Source organism: Capnocytophaga sp. FDAARGOS_737, from assembly GCF_009730375.1.
GTDB lineage: Bacteria > Bacteroidota > Bacteroidia > Flavobacteriales > Flavobacteriaceae > Capnocytophaga > Capnocytophaga leadbetteri.
Window position 1 is genome coordinate 541777 of sequence record NZ_CP046316.1, and the last position, 19932, is coordinate 561708.

Here is a 19932-nt window from a genome sequence, read left to right on the forward strand (position 1 = left end):
TAATTGACAAATTATTTGTATATTTGTACCCTAAATTTTAATGTTTTATACCAATGAAAAAAGTGTTTTTATCAGCATTAGTGTTGAGCACGATAGCAATGGAAGCTCAGCAATCGTTTTCAGGCTTTCGCGAGAGTCCGTATGCTGGGGTGCTACAAGCTACTACTAACCCTGCTTATATGATTAGCAGCAAGCGCTCTTGGGATGCCAGCCTCTTTGTGCTAAACGTAGGCGTAAACAATGATGCTATTCCGCTTGACGCCGACATCAATAAACGTATTAATGACTTCGTACGCTTAGACGCTTCTAATCCGCTAGCGAAGAATAACGACATCAATGTACGCTTTAATGTAGATGTACTTGGACCATCGCTATTTCTGAAGTTGAACGACAAGCACGCTGTAGGTATATTTACCCGCGTACGTGCTTTGGGTAATATCAACAATTTTGATGCTAAAATGATTCAGTCGTACATTTCTGACTATGACAAGTTAGAGTTGCGCAACAACTACAGCCTAAACCTAAACGACCAAGAAGTGGTAGTACACGGTTTTTCTGAAGTAGGTTTTTCTTGGGCAGGTGAGCTATATTTTGACGGTCATAACGCCATCAAAGCAGGGGCAAGCCTTAAGTACATAATGGGGGCAGGTAACCTATATGCAGGCTTCCGCGACTTCAATGGTACTGCAAGCCTTACTACTGACCCTGCTAGTAAAAAAGTAAACTTGAATATCAATTCTACTAACGGGGTATTCGAGATTGTAAATGGGGGTACTGACTTCCTCAACAATTTTAAGGCTAATTCGCTAATGGGCAAAGAGGCTTCGACAGTAGGTTTTGACCTTGGGGCTACTTACGAATATCGTTTTGATGGTTGCCAGACTTGCCATAACAAGCCTCACGACCTACGTATAGGTTTTTCGATTATGGATATAGGTTCTGTTAGCTATAAAACTAATACAGAGTCTTACCGCTACCAAATGCCAGCTTCGGGTACTGTAACTATGCAAATGGACGAGATTAATGAAGAGAAACTTAAACAAGCTTTTGGTATCAGCAATTCAATGAAAATGGCGCAAAAGACAGTGAAATCATCATTGCCTACAACTCTTAACCTAAGTGCTGACTACCGCGTGTTTGGAGGTTTGTACGTTAATGCTTCAGGGCTTGTGAATCTTACTTCTAAGAGCAAAACAGATGTGTATAACGCTTATTACGCTAATACTTTCTCGCTAACCCCTCGTTTTGATACCAGTGCTTTTGGTGCTTATTTGCCTATCTCTTACAACCAAGTTTCTAAAACTAATATCGGTTTAGGATTGCGTTTAGGGCCTCTTACTTTTGGTTCGAGCTCTGCTATTAGCAACCTTATGAAAACCGCTCACGAGCTTAACTTCTTCGTGGGGCTTCGTTTTGGACATATGGCATATCCTAATAATTAATAATTACCAGTTAATATAAAAAAAGCGGTTCAGCACGTGCTGAACCGCTTTTTTTATTTACTATTATAACTATTAAAACTCGAAAGTACCTACCTCTATGACCTCTTTGGCGTTGCTTAGCCGTACGGTAGTCTCTTGTTGTTTTTGTTGAGGGGTACCGTAGTGGGTGTAGAAGATAATGCGTAAGCTAACCGGCATTAGTTGCTTTTGCGAACTTGTACCAAAGTAATCTACTTGTACTTTGTACTTGCCTTTTACGGCTTTCTTGAGCATAAACTCTTCAGGGCCATAGCCTTGAGTAACATCTTCAGAGATTTTACCGCCTAAATAAGTAAGCTTATTGCTGTAATAGCACTTCTCGTTTTTAGGGTCGGTTACCCATAAGTCCATATCGCAGTTATCGGTATCCCAACTGAGCACTACGCGTACATCAACCGGTTCTTTCTTTAGCAAGCGTTTATCGATATAGCTGGTGTTTATGCCTTTATGGCGCGCTATTAGGCTATTGATGTCGTTCATCGTTACGAGTTGTACATCGCCAAAACGACTGCTCCACAAGCCCGTTACTACTTTATAAAGGGTTTTGACAGCCTCGTTGTACTGAGCGTCATCGGCTAAGGCTAAGCCTAAATCGCGGAAAGATTGCGGTTCTTCTTCGCGCAGTTCGGCTACCTTGCGGAACACTTGTACGGCTTCTTTTTTAGCTTTGTAGCTGCTGAGTTTGTAACCTAGCATACGCAACAGTTGAGGGTCGTCTAAGCCTAACTCGGCTAAGTTAGAGATTACTAAAATAGCTTGTTCTTTATTGCCTTTTTTGAAGAAGTAGTCAGCTACATCGGCATAGAAAGAAGGGGTGCTACCATACTCTTCTTTGAGTTTGTAGTAAGTTTCTACAGCTTTGGCCTCATCGGCGTACTCCATTACTTTTAGGTAAGGCGTATCGGGGTTGTAGGCATTGAGGGCAATGCTACCGGTAGGGGCTTCAGGAGTGTCTTCTGAGTAGCTTTCACTTCTCTTCATTGCTGCATTAGAAGAAATAGCACCCACCATAGTGGTCTTTCTCTGTGGGGCATAGTCCATCACTACTACTTCTTCAAGTTGGTAGGAGTCCTTATCAGAGAGGTTTTGTACATTGGCTACTCTTTCTTCTTTGTTTGCCATAGGGACAGCCTCAGCTAAGCTTAGAGCCTCAGTTTCCTCAGCTTCGACTTCTACAACCGGTTTAGTATTTTTAACTTTCTTAGGGTAGGAAGTTTGCCACCACTTAGTCTGGTCGGCTGATTGCTCAATGACCTCTTCTAAGGATTCTTTAACGGACTCTTTTTTATCTTTCTCTTCTTGTTGTAGATATTTTTGATACTCTTGTAGCAACTCTTTAGGCGGGGTGATACGATAGCGCAGATAGTCGCTTACGGTTTCTAACACTATTAGTGAGTTGCCTTCGGTTACGATGCCGTATTGGCGCCCTACAGCGTCTATTTGCTTTTGGTCAGCCCCAATGCGTTGCAAGTGAGCGATTTGCTTTTCAGCCCATACACGGCGCAAGAGAGCGTATTCGCTTTGACTGGTCGCATTATCCTTGCTAAAACTGATTTCTTGTTGTGCCACTACCTTATTAGGGTAGCCTACTGATACTACTATAGTCGCTTCGTCAGAGAGGAGTTTGCCCGCAAAGGTGAATGTCTCACCGCTAAGAGCAGTGCCTTTTTCTGGGTAAAGGTCTTTTACTTTGCCTTTTTTCACCTCATAGCCTAAGAGCTGAAAAGGGGTGTAGCAGGCTGCTTTTACGGCTTCGGCTGTGCTAAGGGTGGTCAAATCGATAAAGTTACCGCCAGTTGCCCCTGCTAAATACTGCATTTTGGCAGTGTTGGCTACAGCAGTACTATTGATAACAGTTATAGGAGTTTTAATCTGTTTTACCGCTTCGGTTACTGAAAATTCCTTAGCGCCAAAGTTGAAGATACCATCGGTGAAGAACAAATATTCATCGCACTTAGGGCTGAAGCTCATCGCATTACCATCGGTAGCCCCATCGTATTTTAAGTTTTGTAGATAGGCTTTTAGGGGTTGCCAATTGCCATTTTTTACCTCAAAATCAACAGCTTCGGAAGTGCGTATGCTGAAGGTGTTAAGGGTTACCTCGGTGTTCTGAATATGAGAGAAATAGTCGTTTAAGAAAGCGAATGCTTTTTCTTTATCGGCTTGGGCAGCTGAGTGCGATACGTCCCATAGGATACCTAACTTTTTAGGGCTGTTTTTAGGCTGCTGAGCGGTATTGCCCAATGCCATAGTACCGTACAGATAGCTACTATTACCTTTGGTAGCTGTCAGCACTTGGGGCTTTTCTACCTTAGGGAAGGTAAGGGCTATATTCTTATTGAGGGAGTAATTGTCTTTGCTAAGCTCGCTAATATAACTATTGCGCGTCTGTTTGAAGTCGAGCTCAAGACTGTTTTCAATATCAGCTTTCACAAGGCGCGATACTACTTCGGTACGCAGTTTAAACTTCTGTAGCTGGAGTGCAGAGGCGATAGGCAAGAAGTAGAAATCTTGTCCGTTTTTCTGACGTAGTTCTTGCTCGAAAGCGATAAGCACGCGCCGAGAGCCTTGTGCAGGCATAGGGTATACGCGGGCTTTGAAGTTGTTGCCCTCAGTCTTTTCGAGCAGACCTGGGTCTACACCGCGCCGTACGATGTCTTCAAAGGCTTTGCGCCCTAAAGCCTTATCAACAACAACCCCTTCGCGCATCTTGCCATTGATGTCGAGAGCAAAGCGCGATACTTGCTGACCATCGGCAAGAGGGAACTGAAATTCGCCCTCCATTACGCGGGTGTTAGGGTTGTAAAAGGTCATTTCCATAGTAGTAACGGCGGTTTGCCCTACTACCAAAATGTCTACCGAGAGCTCTCGTAGCTCCATAGGGTTGGCATTGCGTTGGTTTACTACCTTAACCTCGGGTAGCGCTGTTTTTTGCGCCAGAACGATAAAAGGAAGTAAAAGTGCAGCAGATGATAAAAAATGTTTCATAGTAATTATCTATTTTATAATTACTACTTAACAATTAGTGTGCCGAAATAATTAATTTGTCACTCAAAAAAACGTCAAAGTGCCATTTTCTCTAAATGCCGCAAAAGGTATCTCGAAGCCCTCTACAGGCTTGCCGTTTAGCTGTACGTATTCTACCAAAGGACTGTTAGCATTCCGACTTACATTCTTTATCAAAAACTTTTTGCCCTCAGGCAATTGCAAAGTTACCGTTTTAAACAAAGGCGTGCCTAATACATAGTTGTCGCTAGCAGGGGTTACAGGGTAAAAGCCTAAAGCGGAGAACACATACCAAGCTGAGGTCTGCCCGTTATCCTCATCACCGCAATAACCATCGGGGGTAGGGGAATATAGTTTGTCCATTACCTCGCGTAGTTTGGCTTGGGCTTTTTGGGGCTTGCCTGCATAATTGTAGAGGTAGATAAGATGCTGTATAGGTTGATTGCCGTGAGCGTAATTACCCATTCCTACCAGCTGCATCTCGCGTATTTCGTGTATGGTAAAGCCGTAATAACTATCGTCAAAAAGTGGGGGCATCTCAAACACTTCGTCTATCTTTTTCTCGAAAGCCTCTTTGCCGCCCATCAGCTGTACGAGTCCCTCAAAATCTTGAAATACCGACCAAGTGTAGTGCAGACTGTTTCCTTCAGTAAACGCATCGCCCCATTTTAGCGGATTGAATGGCGATTGAAACTTGCCGTCCTTATTCTTGCCGCGCATCCATTTGGTTTCGGGGTCGAATACGTTTTTATAGCGCTTAGATTGTTCGTAATACTGTTTAGCAATCTCTGCCTTGCCCTTCTTTTCTGCCATACGCGCAATGCAATAATCGGCATAGGCATACTCAAGGGTGCGGGCTACGTTCTCGTTAATCTTCACATCATAAGGCACATAGCCTAAACTATTGTAGTACTCTACTCCCTCGCGTCCTACCGACTTCACAGGTCTGCCCTCATTTTGAGTAGCGTTTTTGAGCATCGCTTCTAAGAGTATTTCGGCATCAGCAGCTTCTATGTTTCCTTTCAGGTAGGCATCAGCAATGATAGAAGCCGAGTTAGAGCCTATCATACAATCGCGGTGGCCTGGGCTTGCCCATTCGGGTAACCAACCTGACTCTTTATAAGCATTTACTAAGCCTTTCATCATCTGTTGGTTCATCTCAGGATACAATAGGTTAAACAGCGGGAATACCGAGCGGAAAGTATCCCAAAAACCATTATCGGTAAACATATAGCCCTTTTCAACCTTGCCGTTATACGGACTGTAATGCACTATTTCTCCCTCTTTGTCGTATTCGTAAAAAGTGCGCGGGAAGAGTAGCGTGCGGTACAAACAAGAGTAGAAAGTGCGCAAATGGTCTATATTTTCGTCTTCTACTTGTATCTTGCCGAGTTCAGCTTCCCAAAGAGCAAACGCCTTTTGTTGGGTTTGTTCGAAAGTATCGTTGCCGAGCTCCGTTTGCAAGTTCAATAACGCTTGTGCAGGCGATATAAAAGAAGAAGCTACTTTGGCAGTTATCTGTTCACCTTTTTTGGTGCGGAAGCCTATCACAGCACCAGTATGTTCGCCCTCACTTTCGGGCTTGTTGCTCAGTTTATAGCCGTTGCCCCACGTTTGCACGCTCTCAAAATCTTTATCAAAGGTAATCACGAAGTAGTTATGGAAGTTTTCGGGTACACCGCCGCTATTATTGCGGGCATAGCCTATAATCTTACGTTCTTGGGGCAGTACTTGCACCTTAGAACCTTTGAAAAAAGCATCTAATAACAAATAGGCTTTGTCGGTTTCAGGGAAAGTAAAGCGAAACTGAGCCGCGCGGTTAGTAGGGGTGATTTCTACAGTAGTATCATAGTCAGCTAAATAGACTTTATAATAGTGAGGTTGTGCTGTTTCAGTTTTGTGCGAGAACCACGAGGCGCGCTCGTCTTCTTTTATTTTTAAGTTGCCTACTACAGGCATTAGGGCGAAAGCCCCATAATCGTTTATCCACGGACTTGGCTGGTGAGTTTGTTTAAAGCCTCTTATCTTCTGAGCGTGGTACTGATAGGCCCAGCCATCGCCCATCTTGCCTGTTTGGGGCGTCCAGAAGTGCATACCCCAAGGCACCGCAATAGCAGGGTAAGTATTGCCGTTAGAAAGTTCGAAAGTAGAGTCAGTACCCATCAGCGGATTTACGTAGGTAGTGTAAGAGGTGGTAGGAGGTTCAACAGCTATGGCTTGTTTTTCTTCTTTTTTAGGAGTTTCAGTAGGAGCCCCACAAGCTACCATTCCACCGCAAAGGATTAAAAGGAATATCTTTTTCATAATTAACTTTAGTTTGTTGTGTCTTATAGTTTATACCTAAATTGATTAGGAAAAATGGTTAATCATTAATCTATTAATAATTAACCATTTTTCATTGCTTTATAGCACCGCTATACAAGAAATTTCAACCTCTACCCCCTTAGGCAGTTTGGCTACTTGTACGGTTTCGCGGGTAGGTGCTGTTTTTTCATCGAAATAACGAGCATATACACCGTTTACTTGTGCAAATTGACCCATATCGGCTAAGAAAATAGTAGTTTTTACTACTTTTTCAAAGGTAGTACCTGCCTGAGTGAGGATAGCTTTAAGGTTTTCCATCACTTGCTCAGTAGCGGCTTCAATGCCTGTTACTACTTCGCCAGTCGCAGGGTTTACGGGTATCTGTCCTGATACGTAGAGGGTGTTACCTGCCAAAATAGCTTGGGTGTAAGGACCTATAGGAGCAGGTGCTTTGTCTGTAAAAATGACTTGTTTCATATAAAATTGGTTTTTAATTTTCGTTTTTTAAGAGTTGGGACGCGTGAAAGTAGCTTTTAGCGTACCTACGTTGCCCACCTTGTCATAAGCATTAATGTTCAATTCGTATTTAGTAGTATCGGTAGTATCTACATCGTCAAAGTTGAAGGTGAGAGTGCGATTTTTAGGCTCGTACTCAAAGAGTATCCACTGCCCATTCAGGGTAGCACTACAAGAGGCAAACCCGCTGAGGTTATCGCTTACGGTTACCTTTAGGGTGTTGCCTTTTACTACTCCTTTATCTTTGAAATTCAATGCTTTAAGGGTAGGAGGGGTGCTATCTTTCCGCAAGCTATATCTGCCCAAATTGCGCGCACGAGCAGTAAATACCCCATCTTTATAGACAGTAGTGGCAAAACCACCTGCTGCCGAAATAAATACCTTGCTGATTTCGTCCTCTGCAAAATTAGTGTTTTTCATAGTTACGGTGAAGTACTTATCTACAGGCGTACGGCGATTGCCGATAAGCAGTCCGTCGCTGTCTTCGCTAATGTTGATAAGCTGGTCTTCGTAGAAAGTATTTTCAGGGAAAAACACACTTCCTTTAGAGAGTTCGTAATAGTTATCGCGCTTGGCTATTAGCTGCTTATTACCCTTGTATTCAGGTCTTTCCGTCTTCAGTTCCAATCGCTCGCCTTTTATGGGTATATGTACCGAAGTAGCATTGCCCTTAAAATCTTCTACCACTACCGTAGCCGTATAGGTTTGCCCTTCTTCTATAGTCAGATAGCCGTTGTTTTCCTTTAGTATCTTGTATATCTCTAAGCGGTTACCAGGTTTCTTGTAGAGCAGCTGTACAAAGCTTTTGTCAGACAAATAACGCTCGTAATCAGTTAGGATATTGATACAGCGAGTATCGCCAAAATTAACCTTGTCGAAGGCGGATTGCAGCTGGGGTTCACCATTGAGCAGTAAGGTAGCCTTATAAATGCCGTTTTTGTGCAGGGTACCATCTTGGCGGTCAAAGGCTTGAAAACCAAAGCCAATAGTGCCGATAGCCCTAAGCGTATCAGTAACGAAAGAGCCGTCAGGCAATCGCTTCTTTTGCAATTGCTGCGATAACTGGGTGTGAGCTACCTGCGCATCATTGCCCAAAGCGTAGGCAAAAAGCCCTGTTATTTCAGGAGGAGTAGTGTCTTCTATCTCTCGGAAAGCAAAAAGCAGCGGATTCCAGCCGTTATTGCTCGTATCGCGCACCTCGAAGTGCAGATGCGGCCCGTGGCTACCACCGGTATTGCCACTTACGCCTACCCATTCGCCTTTTTTCACTACAAATTCGTTTTCGGTAGGGGTAATATCGATGTCGTAGGTCTGTTTTTCGTATTGTTTTTTCTTTACATATGCCTCTATAGCAGGCGCGTATTTCTGTAGGTGTCCGTAGGTAGTTACGTAGCCATCGGCGTGGGTGATGTACAGCATTTTGCCATACCCATACGGACTTACTATTATACGCGATACATAGCCGTCTTGGGCTGCCAATACCTGTAGACCCTCTCTACCTTCAGTTTTCAGGTCTAAGCCTCCGTGGAAGTGGTTAGGGCGCAGTTCAGCAAAGTTGCCTGCCAATAGGGGTTTGGTGTTTAGAGGTACTATCGGCTGGAAATCCTGTGCGCGGCTATAGGTGGTAGCAAGTAAGTGGCAGCTAATGTAGGCAAGTAAAAAGAGTTTTTTCATTAGTGATTTTATAGTGTATAAATATTAAGGTCTTTAAGGTCGAGAGTCGCCCCTATTTCAATAAGGTGTAGGCGGCGATGGTCATCTTTAAATTTTTGTTTAGACGATTCTTTATTAATTTTTATCACAGGGAAAGTGTCGTAATGCACCCCTAATACGTTGTCTACTTGTACGAAACGAGCAGCGGTAAGGGCATCGCGTACCCCCATCGTATAATTGTTGCCGATAGGGAAAATGCCCAGATTGACCTTGTATTGGTGGGGGATAATCTTCATATCGTAGTGCAGAGCGGTATCGCCTGCTATATAGATAGTTTCATCGTTATAATCGATGAGGAAGCCAGCCGGATTGCCACCGTACGAACCATCAGGGAACGAAGAAGAGTGTTCGGCTTTAATCATCTTTATTTTCACTTTGCCGTCTACAAAGCGGTGAGAGCCACCGAGGTTCATACTATGTCCGCTAAGGCCGAGTGCCTCAAAGTGGGCAAGTATTTCAGGGTTAGTAATCAGCTGAGCGCCAGTGCGTTTAGCGATAGCCTCTACATCGGCTATATGGTCAGCGTGGGCGTGGGTTATGAGAATATAATCAGCTTTGATAGAGTTGATGTCGATGTGTTTAGCCAGAGGGTTAGGGCTGATAAAGGGGTCTACTAAGAAAAAAGTACCGTCAATATCAATATTTACGCAAGCGTGCCCAAGATAAGTGACTTTCATAATGTTATTTTTTAGGGTTTGTAATTATGCGGCAAAATTACGAATAAAAAGCAAAACTACAAAAAATAATGTAATTACGCCAATTCCACCCACAAGTGCAATTTTTTAAATTATACCCCCGCTGGCGCAAGCTTGCAGCTTGTGCCCAATTCAGAATTCACAATTCTCTCCCCGTCCTACTTGTCCCACTCGTCCTACCTGTCCCACTTGTCCCACTTGTCGCACCCGTTCTCCCAATTCAAAATTCAGAATTCAAAATTCTCTCCCTGTCCCACAATCGCCGGTGCGGCTCGCCCTCCCAGCCCTCTCAGCCTTCTCATACTTCTCATACCTCCCATCTGCCTCACACTTGTATCGTGTTAATAGTTAGCCTTATATTTTTAACAACACATCTGATACATTACCCTCTATCTTTTTAAGAATACTCTCATTTTAGCATATTTAGCTTCTAACACTTCCATTAACAAACTTAAAATCTCCTTTACAGCTATATCCTCAGTTTTGTGATACTTTTGCCTCATATACTTACAAGTTGTTTCAGTGCCTTCATATTCCCCCTGCTGGTGCGAGCTTGTAGCTCGTACCTAGTATTCTTAGAGCTTCCAGCTCTGTTATATTCTTAAGCACAAGCTAGAAGCTTGCGCTAGCGGTAATTAACATTTTTTCGCCATCTTTTAGGTGCGCTACATAGCCTTTAGAAGCGTCCACCAAAGATGCTGCATTGAAATGCAGATAATATTTTTCGATAAATTCGGTAATTGGTTTGTTTGCTATTTTTCTCTACTTTTAATTATATTTTATATTCTTTTTTAAAATCTTTAAATTCAATCCATAGCCCGACAGCAAGAAACAACGCCAGCACGCCCCAGAATATAGCGAAATAGAGGTCAGTATTACTTGTTTCCTTCTCTTTTTCGTATTTCAATGATGATGCTGGATTTATATCATGGACAGATGGATTGTCTTTTAGATAATATACTTCCACCACAGGGCTTTCTGGCAATTTTGAAGTTGATTGTTCGCCTTCATATTCTACACCATTTACTTCATATTTATATTTAATACTGTATGTTTTTATGGGTACTTTGGCAATTTTCACTGTATGCTCTGTATAGACACTATCATAAACAGCAGTAGTTTTAGTGTTTTCTTTTATCAAAGCCTCATATTCTGCAACTTTTTCCTTATTTGAGCCTTCTATATAGTCTCCAGCACAAGTTTTACATGCTAAACTGGCAAGTATAGCCATCAATAAACCTTTCCAATTCTTGAAAATAAAGTTGATTATCATCATAAGCTTAAAAATTTTAATTAGGACAAAAATAAGAATAATTATTTACAAATTCTGTTTTTACTCTATCTATGTTATAAAATCCTTATGCTGGTGCGAGCTTCCAGCTTTTTTATTTTTTAGCACAAGCTAGAAGCTTGCGCTAGCGGTGCGCGGAACTGTTCTTCTTTAACAACACATTTGAAACATCCAGGGGCTTCTTTACACTATTTAGAGCACTTTATAGGCTTTAAAAATGCTTATCTCTATGGTGGGTAAAGAAAAATAGTAGGGCAGTTCTTTTGTATTATTTTGATTAGCAAGTTGTTGTGATTTTAACAACACATCTAGAATATTACCCATTGTTCAAATTATTAAAGTACTTTTCCAGCATTGTAATGTTGTCATATTTTTGAGTACGATCTGTGTAAGCAAACCACTTATCTGCTAAATCATCAAATAATTGTTTACCTAAGTCTGTTAAATCACTTTCTTTGATGACTGTATCAATATTTAAATCGCCTTTTTCATCAAAAGGATTTTTTTGTAAGAGCCCTTTTTTATAGCTAAGTTGAAGCAAGTTTCTACAAGCAATAAGTGTATTGTCCTTATCAACTTGTCTTATATATGCTTCTGCTAGTCTCCTTACATCTAATAATACTATATCTTTCATATTTTATTTATTTCATTCTTGGGCAAAAATACAAATAATTTACCAATTAGCAACCCGTGTTGCCAGATTTTTTTCTTTTTCACCTACCCTATACAAACGATACAGGAACAATATAGGAAGAGCGAAGGATAAGCGAAGGATAAGCGAAGGATAAGCGAAGGATAAGCGAAGGATAAGCGAAGGATAAGCGAATGATAACCGAAAAATAATCGTCTAATAACCGACCTAAAAACAGAAAAATATGCTAGCTACTTTATGCTGCCAAATTTGCTAATTGGCAAAATATTTGTACTTTTGCCTTATAAAAAAAATTGAAACGTTATGCCATATACAATTACCCTCAATAATGATAGTCCGCAAGCTTTAGCTTTTGTAGAGTTTGCTAAAAACTTTGATTTTCTAAAGGTTACCAAGAAAAGAGAAGCCAAAAAAGCACTTGTAAAGCCTGAAATAGATGACTTAGAAGAAGATGAATACGGTATTCCTATTAAATACCGCGATGAAATTATGGCAATGTCTAAAGAGTCTAATAGAAATATGACTAGACGTTGGGAAGCCGCTATTGCTAAAAGAGAACAAGAGCAAAAATTATGATAGTTATCTCTGATACTAATATTATCTATAGCTGCTTCTATAGACCAGAAGGAGTTATTGCTACTATTTTGAAAAATGATAAGAAAAAACTACAGTTTATAGCACCTTCTTATCTTTTAGATGAAATAGAAGAGCATTTACCTAAGATTATGGAAAAGAATAATCTCACTAAAAAGCAAGCTAATAAGTTGTTGAAAGAATTTACTGAGCATATTACTTTTTATAATTTAGAAGAGATTGAAAAGAAAAATAGAACTAAGGCAGCTGAAATAGCTAAAGATATAGACCCTGATGATTATCTTTTTATAGCATTACATTTTCAAAAAGGTCATAAAATTTGGACTTGTGATGCTAAACTTGCTGAAGGATTAAAAGAGAAAGGCTATGATATATGTGTTACAACACAACAATTAAAAGAAAAAATATATAAAAAGAGTACCTGATGTTGAAATTAGGGCTCTCAAAATTTGCTAATTCACAAATCTGCTAATTGGCAAATTTGCTAATCACCAAACTTGCTAATTTGCTAATTATTTGTATCTTTGCCGCAAAATTATATTCGGTATCATATACCCTATTAGTAATATGAAGCAACATCTAACTATCATTATACTACTCTTTTTCAGCTTCTTATCTGCGCAAGCACAAGTAACCAATACTACTCAAACTACTTCATCTACTCAGTCCGAAACTACTGTAAAAAATGGTATCGGGCGCATTGGCTTGCAGCAACCTAAGAGCATCGTGCAGCAGTATACTTATAATCCTGCCTTAGACCGCTATGTCTATACCCAAAAGCTGGGCAAATACGACCTCGCGACCCCTATGTTCCTCACTGTCAAGGAGTACGAAGACTTAGTGATGCGCGAGCGTATGAGTGCCTACTACCGCGATAAGTTAGACGTATTAGGCGATACCCAAAGCGATACTACCCAAAAGAAAAAAGCCCAACGCGACTTGCTGCCCGACCTATATGTCAATTCTGATTTCTTCGAAAGCATTTTCGGAGGGCGAAATATAGAGTTTACCCCTACCGGAAGCGTTGGGGTCGATTTTGGTTTGCGCTATACCCGCAACGATAACCCAGCTGTCAGTCCGCGCTACCGCAGTTCGTTTGGTTTGGACTTCGAGCAGCGCATTAGCTTGGGGCTTACCGGCAAGATAGGTACCCGCCTAAATCTGAACGCTCAGTACGATACCCAAGCCTCATTCGACTTTCAGAACGTTTTTAAACTCGAATACGCGCCTGATGAAGACGATATACTACAGAAAGTAGAGCTCGGTAATATCTCTATGCCTATTTCTAACTCGCTTATTACCGGTTCGCAAAGTCTTTTCGGGGTGAAAACACAACTCAAGTTTGGGCGTACCACCATCACAGGGGTTTTCTCTGAACAGAAGTCAGAGCGCAAAACCCTTACGGCACAAGGGGGCGGTACGATTACCGAATTTGAGTTTTCAGCTTTAGACTACGACGAAAATCGCAACTACTTCTTGGCGCACTTCTTCCGCGACCAGTACGATAGAGCTTTAGAAAATTATCCGTTTATCAATAGCAAAGTACAGATTACCCGCTTAGAGGTGTGGGTAACCAACCGCAATAGCCGTATGGGCAACATACGCAACATTTTGGCAGTACAAGACTTAGGTGAACCCCGAATGGATAGAACGCGCCTTTACGACAAGGCAGGCCCTGCATTCTATAACAGTACTACTAACAATATGCCTGCCAACCGCGCTAATAAGTACGACCCTACGCAGATAGGTACTGCCAATTCGGTACTTACCAATGCTATCCGCGATGTAGCAACCGTGCAACAGGGTTTTGGTACGAACCAATCGTATGTCAGTCAGGGGTATGACTACGCCGTAATAGAGAATGCCCGCAAGCTCGAAGAAGGGGTTGATTATAAGGTAGATACTAAGCTGGGCTTCATCTCGCTCAGCACAGCCCTCAGTGCCGACGAGGTGCTGGCAGTAGCTTACCAATATACCTATGGCAGCCAAGTATACCAAGTGGGCGAGTTTGCTAACGATGGTATTTCGGCTACTACTAACAACAGTTTTTACGGAGGCAATAACGCTATCACTAATAACCTACTGGTGCTGAAGATGCTTAAGAGCAACCGCCTGAACGTGAAAGACCCTATTTGGGATTTGATGATGAAAAACGTATATTCGGTGGGTACAGCACAATTGTCGGCTGAAGATTTCCGTATGAATATCTTCTATTCTAATCCTTCGCCTGTCAATTATATAGATAAAGTAGATAATGTAGGCTGGCCAACAGGCTTAGAAGACCGCATACTGCTGAATCTTTTCAACTTCGACCGCCTCAATAAGTACAACGACCCACAACCAGGCGGCGATGGCTTCTTTGACTTTTTACCAGGGATTACTGTTGATGAGCAGTACGGCAAAATATTCTTTACAAAAGTAGAACCTTTTGGTAACTTCTTGCATACCACTTTAGGGGGGGGTACTTATAATGACCCTGCTACCTATAACAATAACCAGAAGAAGTACGTCTATACTTCGCTGTATAAAAATACCAAGACCAAAGCCCAAATGGACGGCGAGAAAAACAAGTTCGTGATGAAAGGGCGCTATAAAGCCTCAAGCAGACGCGGTATTTCGTTAGGGGCTTTCAACGTACCACGAGGTTCGGTTAGGGTAACAGCTGGCGGACGCTTATTAGTAGAGGGACTCGACTATTTGGTGGATTACCAATCGGGTACAGTAGAGATAATTAACCCCAGCTTAGAGGCTAGCAATATGCCTATACAGGTGTCAATGGAGAATAACCTCATTTTTGGCGGACAAACCACCCGATTTATGGGGGTAAATGTAGAGCATAAGTTCAGCGATAAGTTCATACTAAACGGGGCTATCGTAAATCTGCGCGAACGACCTTTTACACAGAAAACCAGCTACGGACAAGAGAATGTAAATAACACTATTTTTGGCTTAGCCGGTACCTATTCTACCGAAATGCCATTCCTTACCCGCTGGGTAAATCGCATTCCTACAATCAAGAGCGATGCGCCGTCTAACCTTTCGTTGCGCGGAGAGTTCGCTTACCTATTGGCAAGCACCCCTAAAGCAGACGATTTTGATGGTGAAACCACCGTGTACTTAGACGATTTTGAGGCAGCGCAAAGCACTATTGATATGCGTTCGCCTTTGGCGTGGAAGTTGGCCAGCACGCCTTTAGAGTTTGGGGCAGCAGGCGGCAGAAACAACAGTTCGGTGCCGCAAACCCTATACGGCAATACTCCTGACGATGCCGATAACCTAAAGAACGGCTATGGGCGCGCTAAAATGGCGTGGTATACCATAGACCCTGTGTTTTACTCTACTCAGAAACCTTCGACTATCAGCAGTAACGAAATATCAAAGAACAGCACCCGCCGTATCTTTATTGAAGAGATATTCCCTCAGCAGCAGTTGGCACAAGGGCAGTCGTTAGTGCAGGCCACCCTCGATTTAGCCTATTATCCTAACGCGAAAGGGGCTTATAATAACGACCCTAATTTCGCCACTAAAACTAAAGACGAAAAATGGGGCGGTATAATGCGCGGTATGAGCTATTCTGATTTTCAAGAAAGCAATATTGAGTTTTTGCAATTCTGGGTGATGGACCCTTATTACTCAGGCGAATACAGTGGTTCGGGTGAATTGGTGTTCAACTTAGGAAACATCTCAGAAGACGTGCTAAAAGACGGACGCAAGCAATACGAAAACGGATTGCCAGGTCTTTCCTCTACCTCAAGTATCAATACTTCGTCTTGGGGTAAGGTGCCTGCAGCCCAATCGTTAGTATATGCTTTTGATGAAAGTTCGTCTAACCGCAGGCTGCAAGATATAGGTTTAGATGGTCTGAACGATGCCGATGAAGCGCGTATATATAGCAACAACGTAGCGACTTCGCCTAACGACCCTGCGATGGATAACTACGAGTATTTCTTGGCGCGCAGTGGGGGCATCTTAAATCGCTATTACAATTACAACGGTACACAAGGCAACTCGCCTGTATCGGTGTCAGATAACGACAGAGGCTCTACTACAGTACCTGATAATGAGGATATCAACGGCGATTTTACGATGAATACCACCAATAACTATTTAGAGTATAGGGTGCGTATCAAACCTAATATCAGTACAGCCGACCCTTATGTAAACGATATTCGCACCGTATCGATAGAAGCGCCTAACGGACACCGTGTGGCTACCCGCTGGATACAGTTCAAAATACCGATTGAAAGCGGAGCTATGTGGCGCGAAGGCTATACCTTCCCGCTAAATAGCAATGATAAAATGGACATCATCAACTCGATGACCCATATGCGTATGTACCTAACGGGCTTCCCTCAAGAGATGCTCTTGCGTTTTGCTACCCTCGATTTGGTGCGCGGCGACTGGCGTTATTATAACTATACCCTTAGCACCGACCAAGATGACCCTTCAGACGATGGTACTAAGGTAGAAATCAATTCAGTAAACCTAATTGAAAACGAAACCCGTCAGCCTATACCTTATCGTATGCCGCCAGGGGTAAACCGCGAGCGTATTAATACTAACAATACCTTAGTAGAGCAGAACGAACAAGCCCTATCATACATAGTAGATAATCTCGAAAATAAAGATAGTAGGGCGGTGTATAAGGCGTTGCGCTTTGACCTGCGGCAGTATAAGTATATCAAGATGTTTGTACACGCCGAAGCCTATAAGAATAAGCCTCTGCACGACAATCAGGCGGTAGCCTTTATTAGGCTCGGTACCGACTTTAGCGATAACTACTATCAGGTAGAAATACCGCTGAAGGTTACCCAACCGGGTAGCTCGTCAGAGTACGCTATATGGCCTAAAGAAAACCAGTTCTCTATACCAATGGAAGTGCTTACCAAGCTCAAAGCGATAAGCATCAGAAACCAAACCCTAGATAGGGTAACTTATTATGACGGCAATTACAATGTAGTGAGCGAAAATACCCCTTACCACGCTGGCGAAAACCGCTATGTAATAAAGGGAAATCCGTCATTGGGTAGCGTACGCGCTATGATGGTAGGTATTAAGAACGTATCGGGCAATAACGGACTAAGTGGTGAATTCTGGTTTAACGAATTGCGTGTGGCTGAACTCGAAAACCACGGTGGTTGGGCGGCAGTAGGTTCCCTCGATGCAAATGCTTCTGAACTGCTGAACATATCGGCTACAGGGCGTATGCACACCGTAGGCTTTGGTTCGGTAGACCAAACCCCTAAACAACGGGCGTTAGAGAGCACCCAAGAGTACGATGTGATGATGAATGTAAATGCTGGTAAGTTGTTGCCACCTAAGTGGAATATGCAAATACCAGTAGGCTTAAGTCACTCGCAAAAGCGCTCTACTCCAGAGTACGACCCCGTATATCAGGATATTAAGCTGAAAGACCGTTTAGACGTAGCCCAAAGCAGCTCGGAGCGCGATGTTATAAGAGAGCAGGCTGAAGACTTTACCCTAAGGCGAGGCATTAACTTGATAGGGGTGAAGAAGAACCTATCGGAAGGACAAAAACCGCGTGTGTATAACATAGAAAACTTTACGTTTAACTACGCTTATAACGAGAAGAACCACCGCGACTATGAGCTTAAGTATGAAGATGAGCAGCAGGTACGCGCTGGCTTTATGTATAACTACGCCTTTAAGCCTACTGCTTTCGAGCCTTTTAAGAAGGTAACCAAATTCAAAGGCAAAAAGTATTGGCAATGGCTTAGTGATGTTAATCTGAACTTATTGCCAACCAGCGTGATGTTTACAGCCGATGTAAACCGCTCATTTACTAAGCAGTTATTCCGCGATGTGTATTTCGAGGGCGTTAATACCAGTCTGCAAAAAGCATTGCCAGAGCTACAACAGCGTAACTACCTGATGAACCATCAGTACGCTATCAATTACAACCTTACTAAGTCGCTGAAGTTTAGTTTTAATGCTACTAATAATAGCGTTATCCGCAATTACTATACTTATGATGCTTTCGGAGATATTTCGGGCGTGAATAAAGAAAAATCATTGTGGAGCGATTTCTGGGATATGGGTACCCCTGACCATTTCTTCTCTAAATTCCAATTGAATTACGACTTGCCATTTAGCAAGTTCCCTTTCTTTGAGTTTATGAGGGCTAACTATACTTATTCAGGCGATTTCGACTATCAGCGCGGTTCGCAAACGCTGTTACAGTTGGCACATCAGGATATTAACACCCTACAAAATGGCAATACCCACAACCTAACAGCTAACTTTACTTTCGAGCAGCTTTATCGCTATTTAGGGGTGAAACCTACTCCGCGAGGTGAGAAGACTAGTGTAGGAAAATCGTTGATGACAATGCTTAAAACTGCTGGGGTAAACTATTCGGTTACCAATGCGCGCACTATACCTGGTTATACCCAGCAAATAGGCTTCCTCGGTACGCTCAAACCATCAGCAGGCTTTATGTTTGGCGACCAAACTGACTTGCGCTACGAGATGGCTAAGAAAGGTTACCTAACAGAGTTCGCTGATTTCAATGATCAATATATCAGTTCTAAAGAAAAGCAACTTATCATTACCGCTAACTTGCAACCTATACCTGATTTGCAAATCAACTTGAAAGCAAATAGGCAATACACTGAGAACTACACCGAAACTTTTGAGGTGCGCAACTTTGTGTATAACAAATTGGTAGGCAATCAGGTAGGAAGTTTTAATATCTCTACTAACTTATTGGCTTCAAGTTTTAATAAGATAGACGAATACAATTCGGCAGCCTTTGATAAGTTTAAAAACAACCGTCTAACCATAGCGCGCCGTTTGGCAGAGGAACGAGGGCTTAACCCTGCTAATGTAGATGCTGAGGGCTATCCGGTAGGTTATAGCAAGAAGAGCCAAGCGGTGATGATACCTGCCTTTCTAGCGGCTTATTCGGGTAGTAGCGCCAGCGGTGTATCGCTCGATGCTTTCAAGAGTATTCCTATTCCTGAGTGGAATGTACGCTATACAGGGCTTATGAGGGTTGATTTCATCAAGAATATTTTCAAACGTTTCTCATTAGCACACGGCTACCGCGCGAGCTATTCGCTTAGTGAGTTCCGTACTAATTTAGAGTATGAACCCGCTAACCCTAATAAGACCAACGTAGCAGGCGATTTCCTAAATGATAAATTGTATTCGACTGTTACGCTTGCAGAGCAGTTTAACCCCTTGCTACGCGCTGATATGGAGCTTAAGAACTCTATGAGCTTATTGGCAGAGTTCAACCGCGATCGCACTATCTCTATCAGTCTCGATAACGATTATCTGACCGAGATACTCAAGCGCGAATATAAATTCGGTATGGGCTACCGTTTTAAAGACTTGGCATTTGTTACCCAATTGGCAGGTACGCCTACTACCGTAAAAAGTGATTTAGTACTCAAAGGTACGCTGTCTTACCTAAGAGAGTTCACTGTGATACGCAATATGGAGATATTTAATAACCAAGTGACGGCAGGACAGACCTCGTGGATAGGTAACTTCAGTGCTGAATACGCGCTAAGTCGCAATTTGTTAGCGTCTTACTACTTGCAGTACAATTTTTCTAAATCGGCTATTTCTACCTCCTTCCCGATGACAACTTTCAGAACAGGCGTATCAGTGAAGTATACCTTTCAATAAGTAGCCCAATAAGCTAATTCATAC

The 19932-nt window shown here is 42.4% G+C and carries 11 protein-coding genes and 1 pseudogene; 4 read left to right on the top strand and 8 right to left on the bottom strand.

Features of this window, described 5'->3' with window-relative positions; all coding sequences use genetic code 11:
- The first annotated feature begins 53 nt into the window (after positions 1-53).
- Positions 54-1442 carry a DUF5723 family protein gene (locus tag FOC45_RS02335; protein ID WP_009391404.1) on the top strand — a complete coding sequence of 463 codons (1389 nt, stop codon included), beginning with the start codon at positions 54-56 and terminating at the stop codon, positions 1440-1442.
- Between the two features lie 72 nt (positions 1443-1514).
- On the opposite strand, the gene FOC45_RS02340 is transcribed toward FOC45_RS02335, so the two are convergent.
- The 8 genes and pseudogenes from FOC45_RS02340 to FOC45_RS02375 form a co-directional block, all read right to left on the bottom strand.
- The gene (locus tag FOC45_RS02340; RefSeq protein ID WP_009391406.1) at positions 1515-4469 is read right to left on the bottom strand and encodes a VIT domain-containing protein; all 2955 of its coding nucleotides are present in this window, start codon (positions 4467-4469) and stop codon (positions 1515-1517) included.
- Positions 4470-4532: 63 nt separating this feature from the next.
- Positions 4533-6791: a GH92 family glycosyl hydrolase gene (locus tag FOC45_RS02345; RefSeq protein WP_009391407.1), complete on the bottom strand. Its 2259-nt coding sequence runs from the start codon at positions 6789-6791 to the stop codon at positions 4533-4535.
- A gap of 99 nt (positions 6792-6890) precedes the next feature.
- Positions 6891-7268, bottom strand: coding sequence for a RidA family protein (locus tag FOC45_RS02350; RefSeq protein ID WP_009391408.1), 378 nt, complete (start codon positions 7266-7268; stop codon positions 6891-6893).
- Between the two features lie 27 nt (positions 7269-7295).
- Positions 7296-8981: a M23 family metallopeptidase gene (locus FOC45_RS02355; RefSeq protein WP_009391409.1), complete on the bottom strand. Its 1686-nt coding sequence runs from the start codon at positions 8979-8981 to the stop codon at positions 7296-7298.
- 8 nt (positions 8982-8989) lie between these two features.
- Positions 8990-9697: a metal-dependent hydrolase gene (locus FOC45_RS02360; RefSeq protein ID WP_009391410.1), complete on the bottom strand. Its 708-nt coding sequence runs from the start codon at positions 9695-9697 to the stop codon at positions 8990-8992.
- A gap of 636 nt (positions 9698-10333) precedes the next feature.
- Positions 10334-10471 (bottom strand): annotated as a pseudogene (locus tag FOC45_RS12075) (deoxyhypusine synthase); the annotation flags it as partial.
- A 16-nt stretch (positions 10472-10487) separates the two neighbouring features.
- Positions 10488-10991, bottom strand: a complete 504-nt coding sequence (locus FOC45_RS02370) for a hypothetical protein (protein WP_009391051.1) — start codon at positions 10989-10991, stop codon at positions 10488-10490.
- 331 nt (positions 10992-11322) lie between these two features.
- Positions 11323-11640 (bottom strand): hypothetical protein, encoded by a 318-nt coding sequence (locus FOC45_RS02375; RefSeq protein WP_009391054.1) that lies wholly within the window; start codon positions 11638-11640, stop codon positions 11323-11325.
- A gap of 321 nt (positions 11641-11961) precedes the next feature.
- On the opposite strand from FOC45_RS02375, the gene FOC45_RS02380 reads away from it, so the two are divergent.
- From FOC45_RS02380 to sprA, 3 genes are all read left to right on the top strand, one after another.
- Positions 11962-12234 carry a hypothetical protein gene (locus FOC45_RS02380; protein WP_009388612.1) on the top strand — a complete coding sequence of 91 codons (273 nt, stop codon included), beginning with the start codon at positions 11962-11964 and terminating at the stop codon, positions 12232-12234.
- On the top strand, positions 12231-12677 hold the full coding sequence (locus FOC45_RS02385; RefSeq protein ID WP_009388611.1) for a PIN domain-containing protein: 447 nt from the start codon (positions 12231-12233) through the stop codon (positions 12675-12677). The genes FOC45_RS02380 and FOC45_RS02385 overlap by 4 nt, the downstream gene beginning before the upstream one ends.
- A 142-nt stretch (positions 12678-12819) precedes the next feature.
- A complete protein-coding gene (gene sprA, locus FOC45_RS02390; protein WP_009388610.1) occupies positions 12820-19908 on the top strand; it encodes a cell surface protein SprA in 7089 nt (2362 codons plus the stop codon).
- Positions 19909-19932 lie beyond the last annotated feature (24 nt).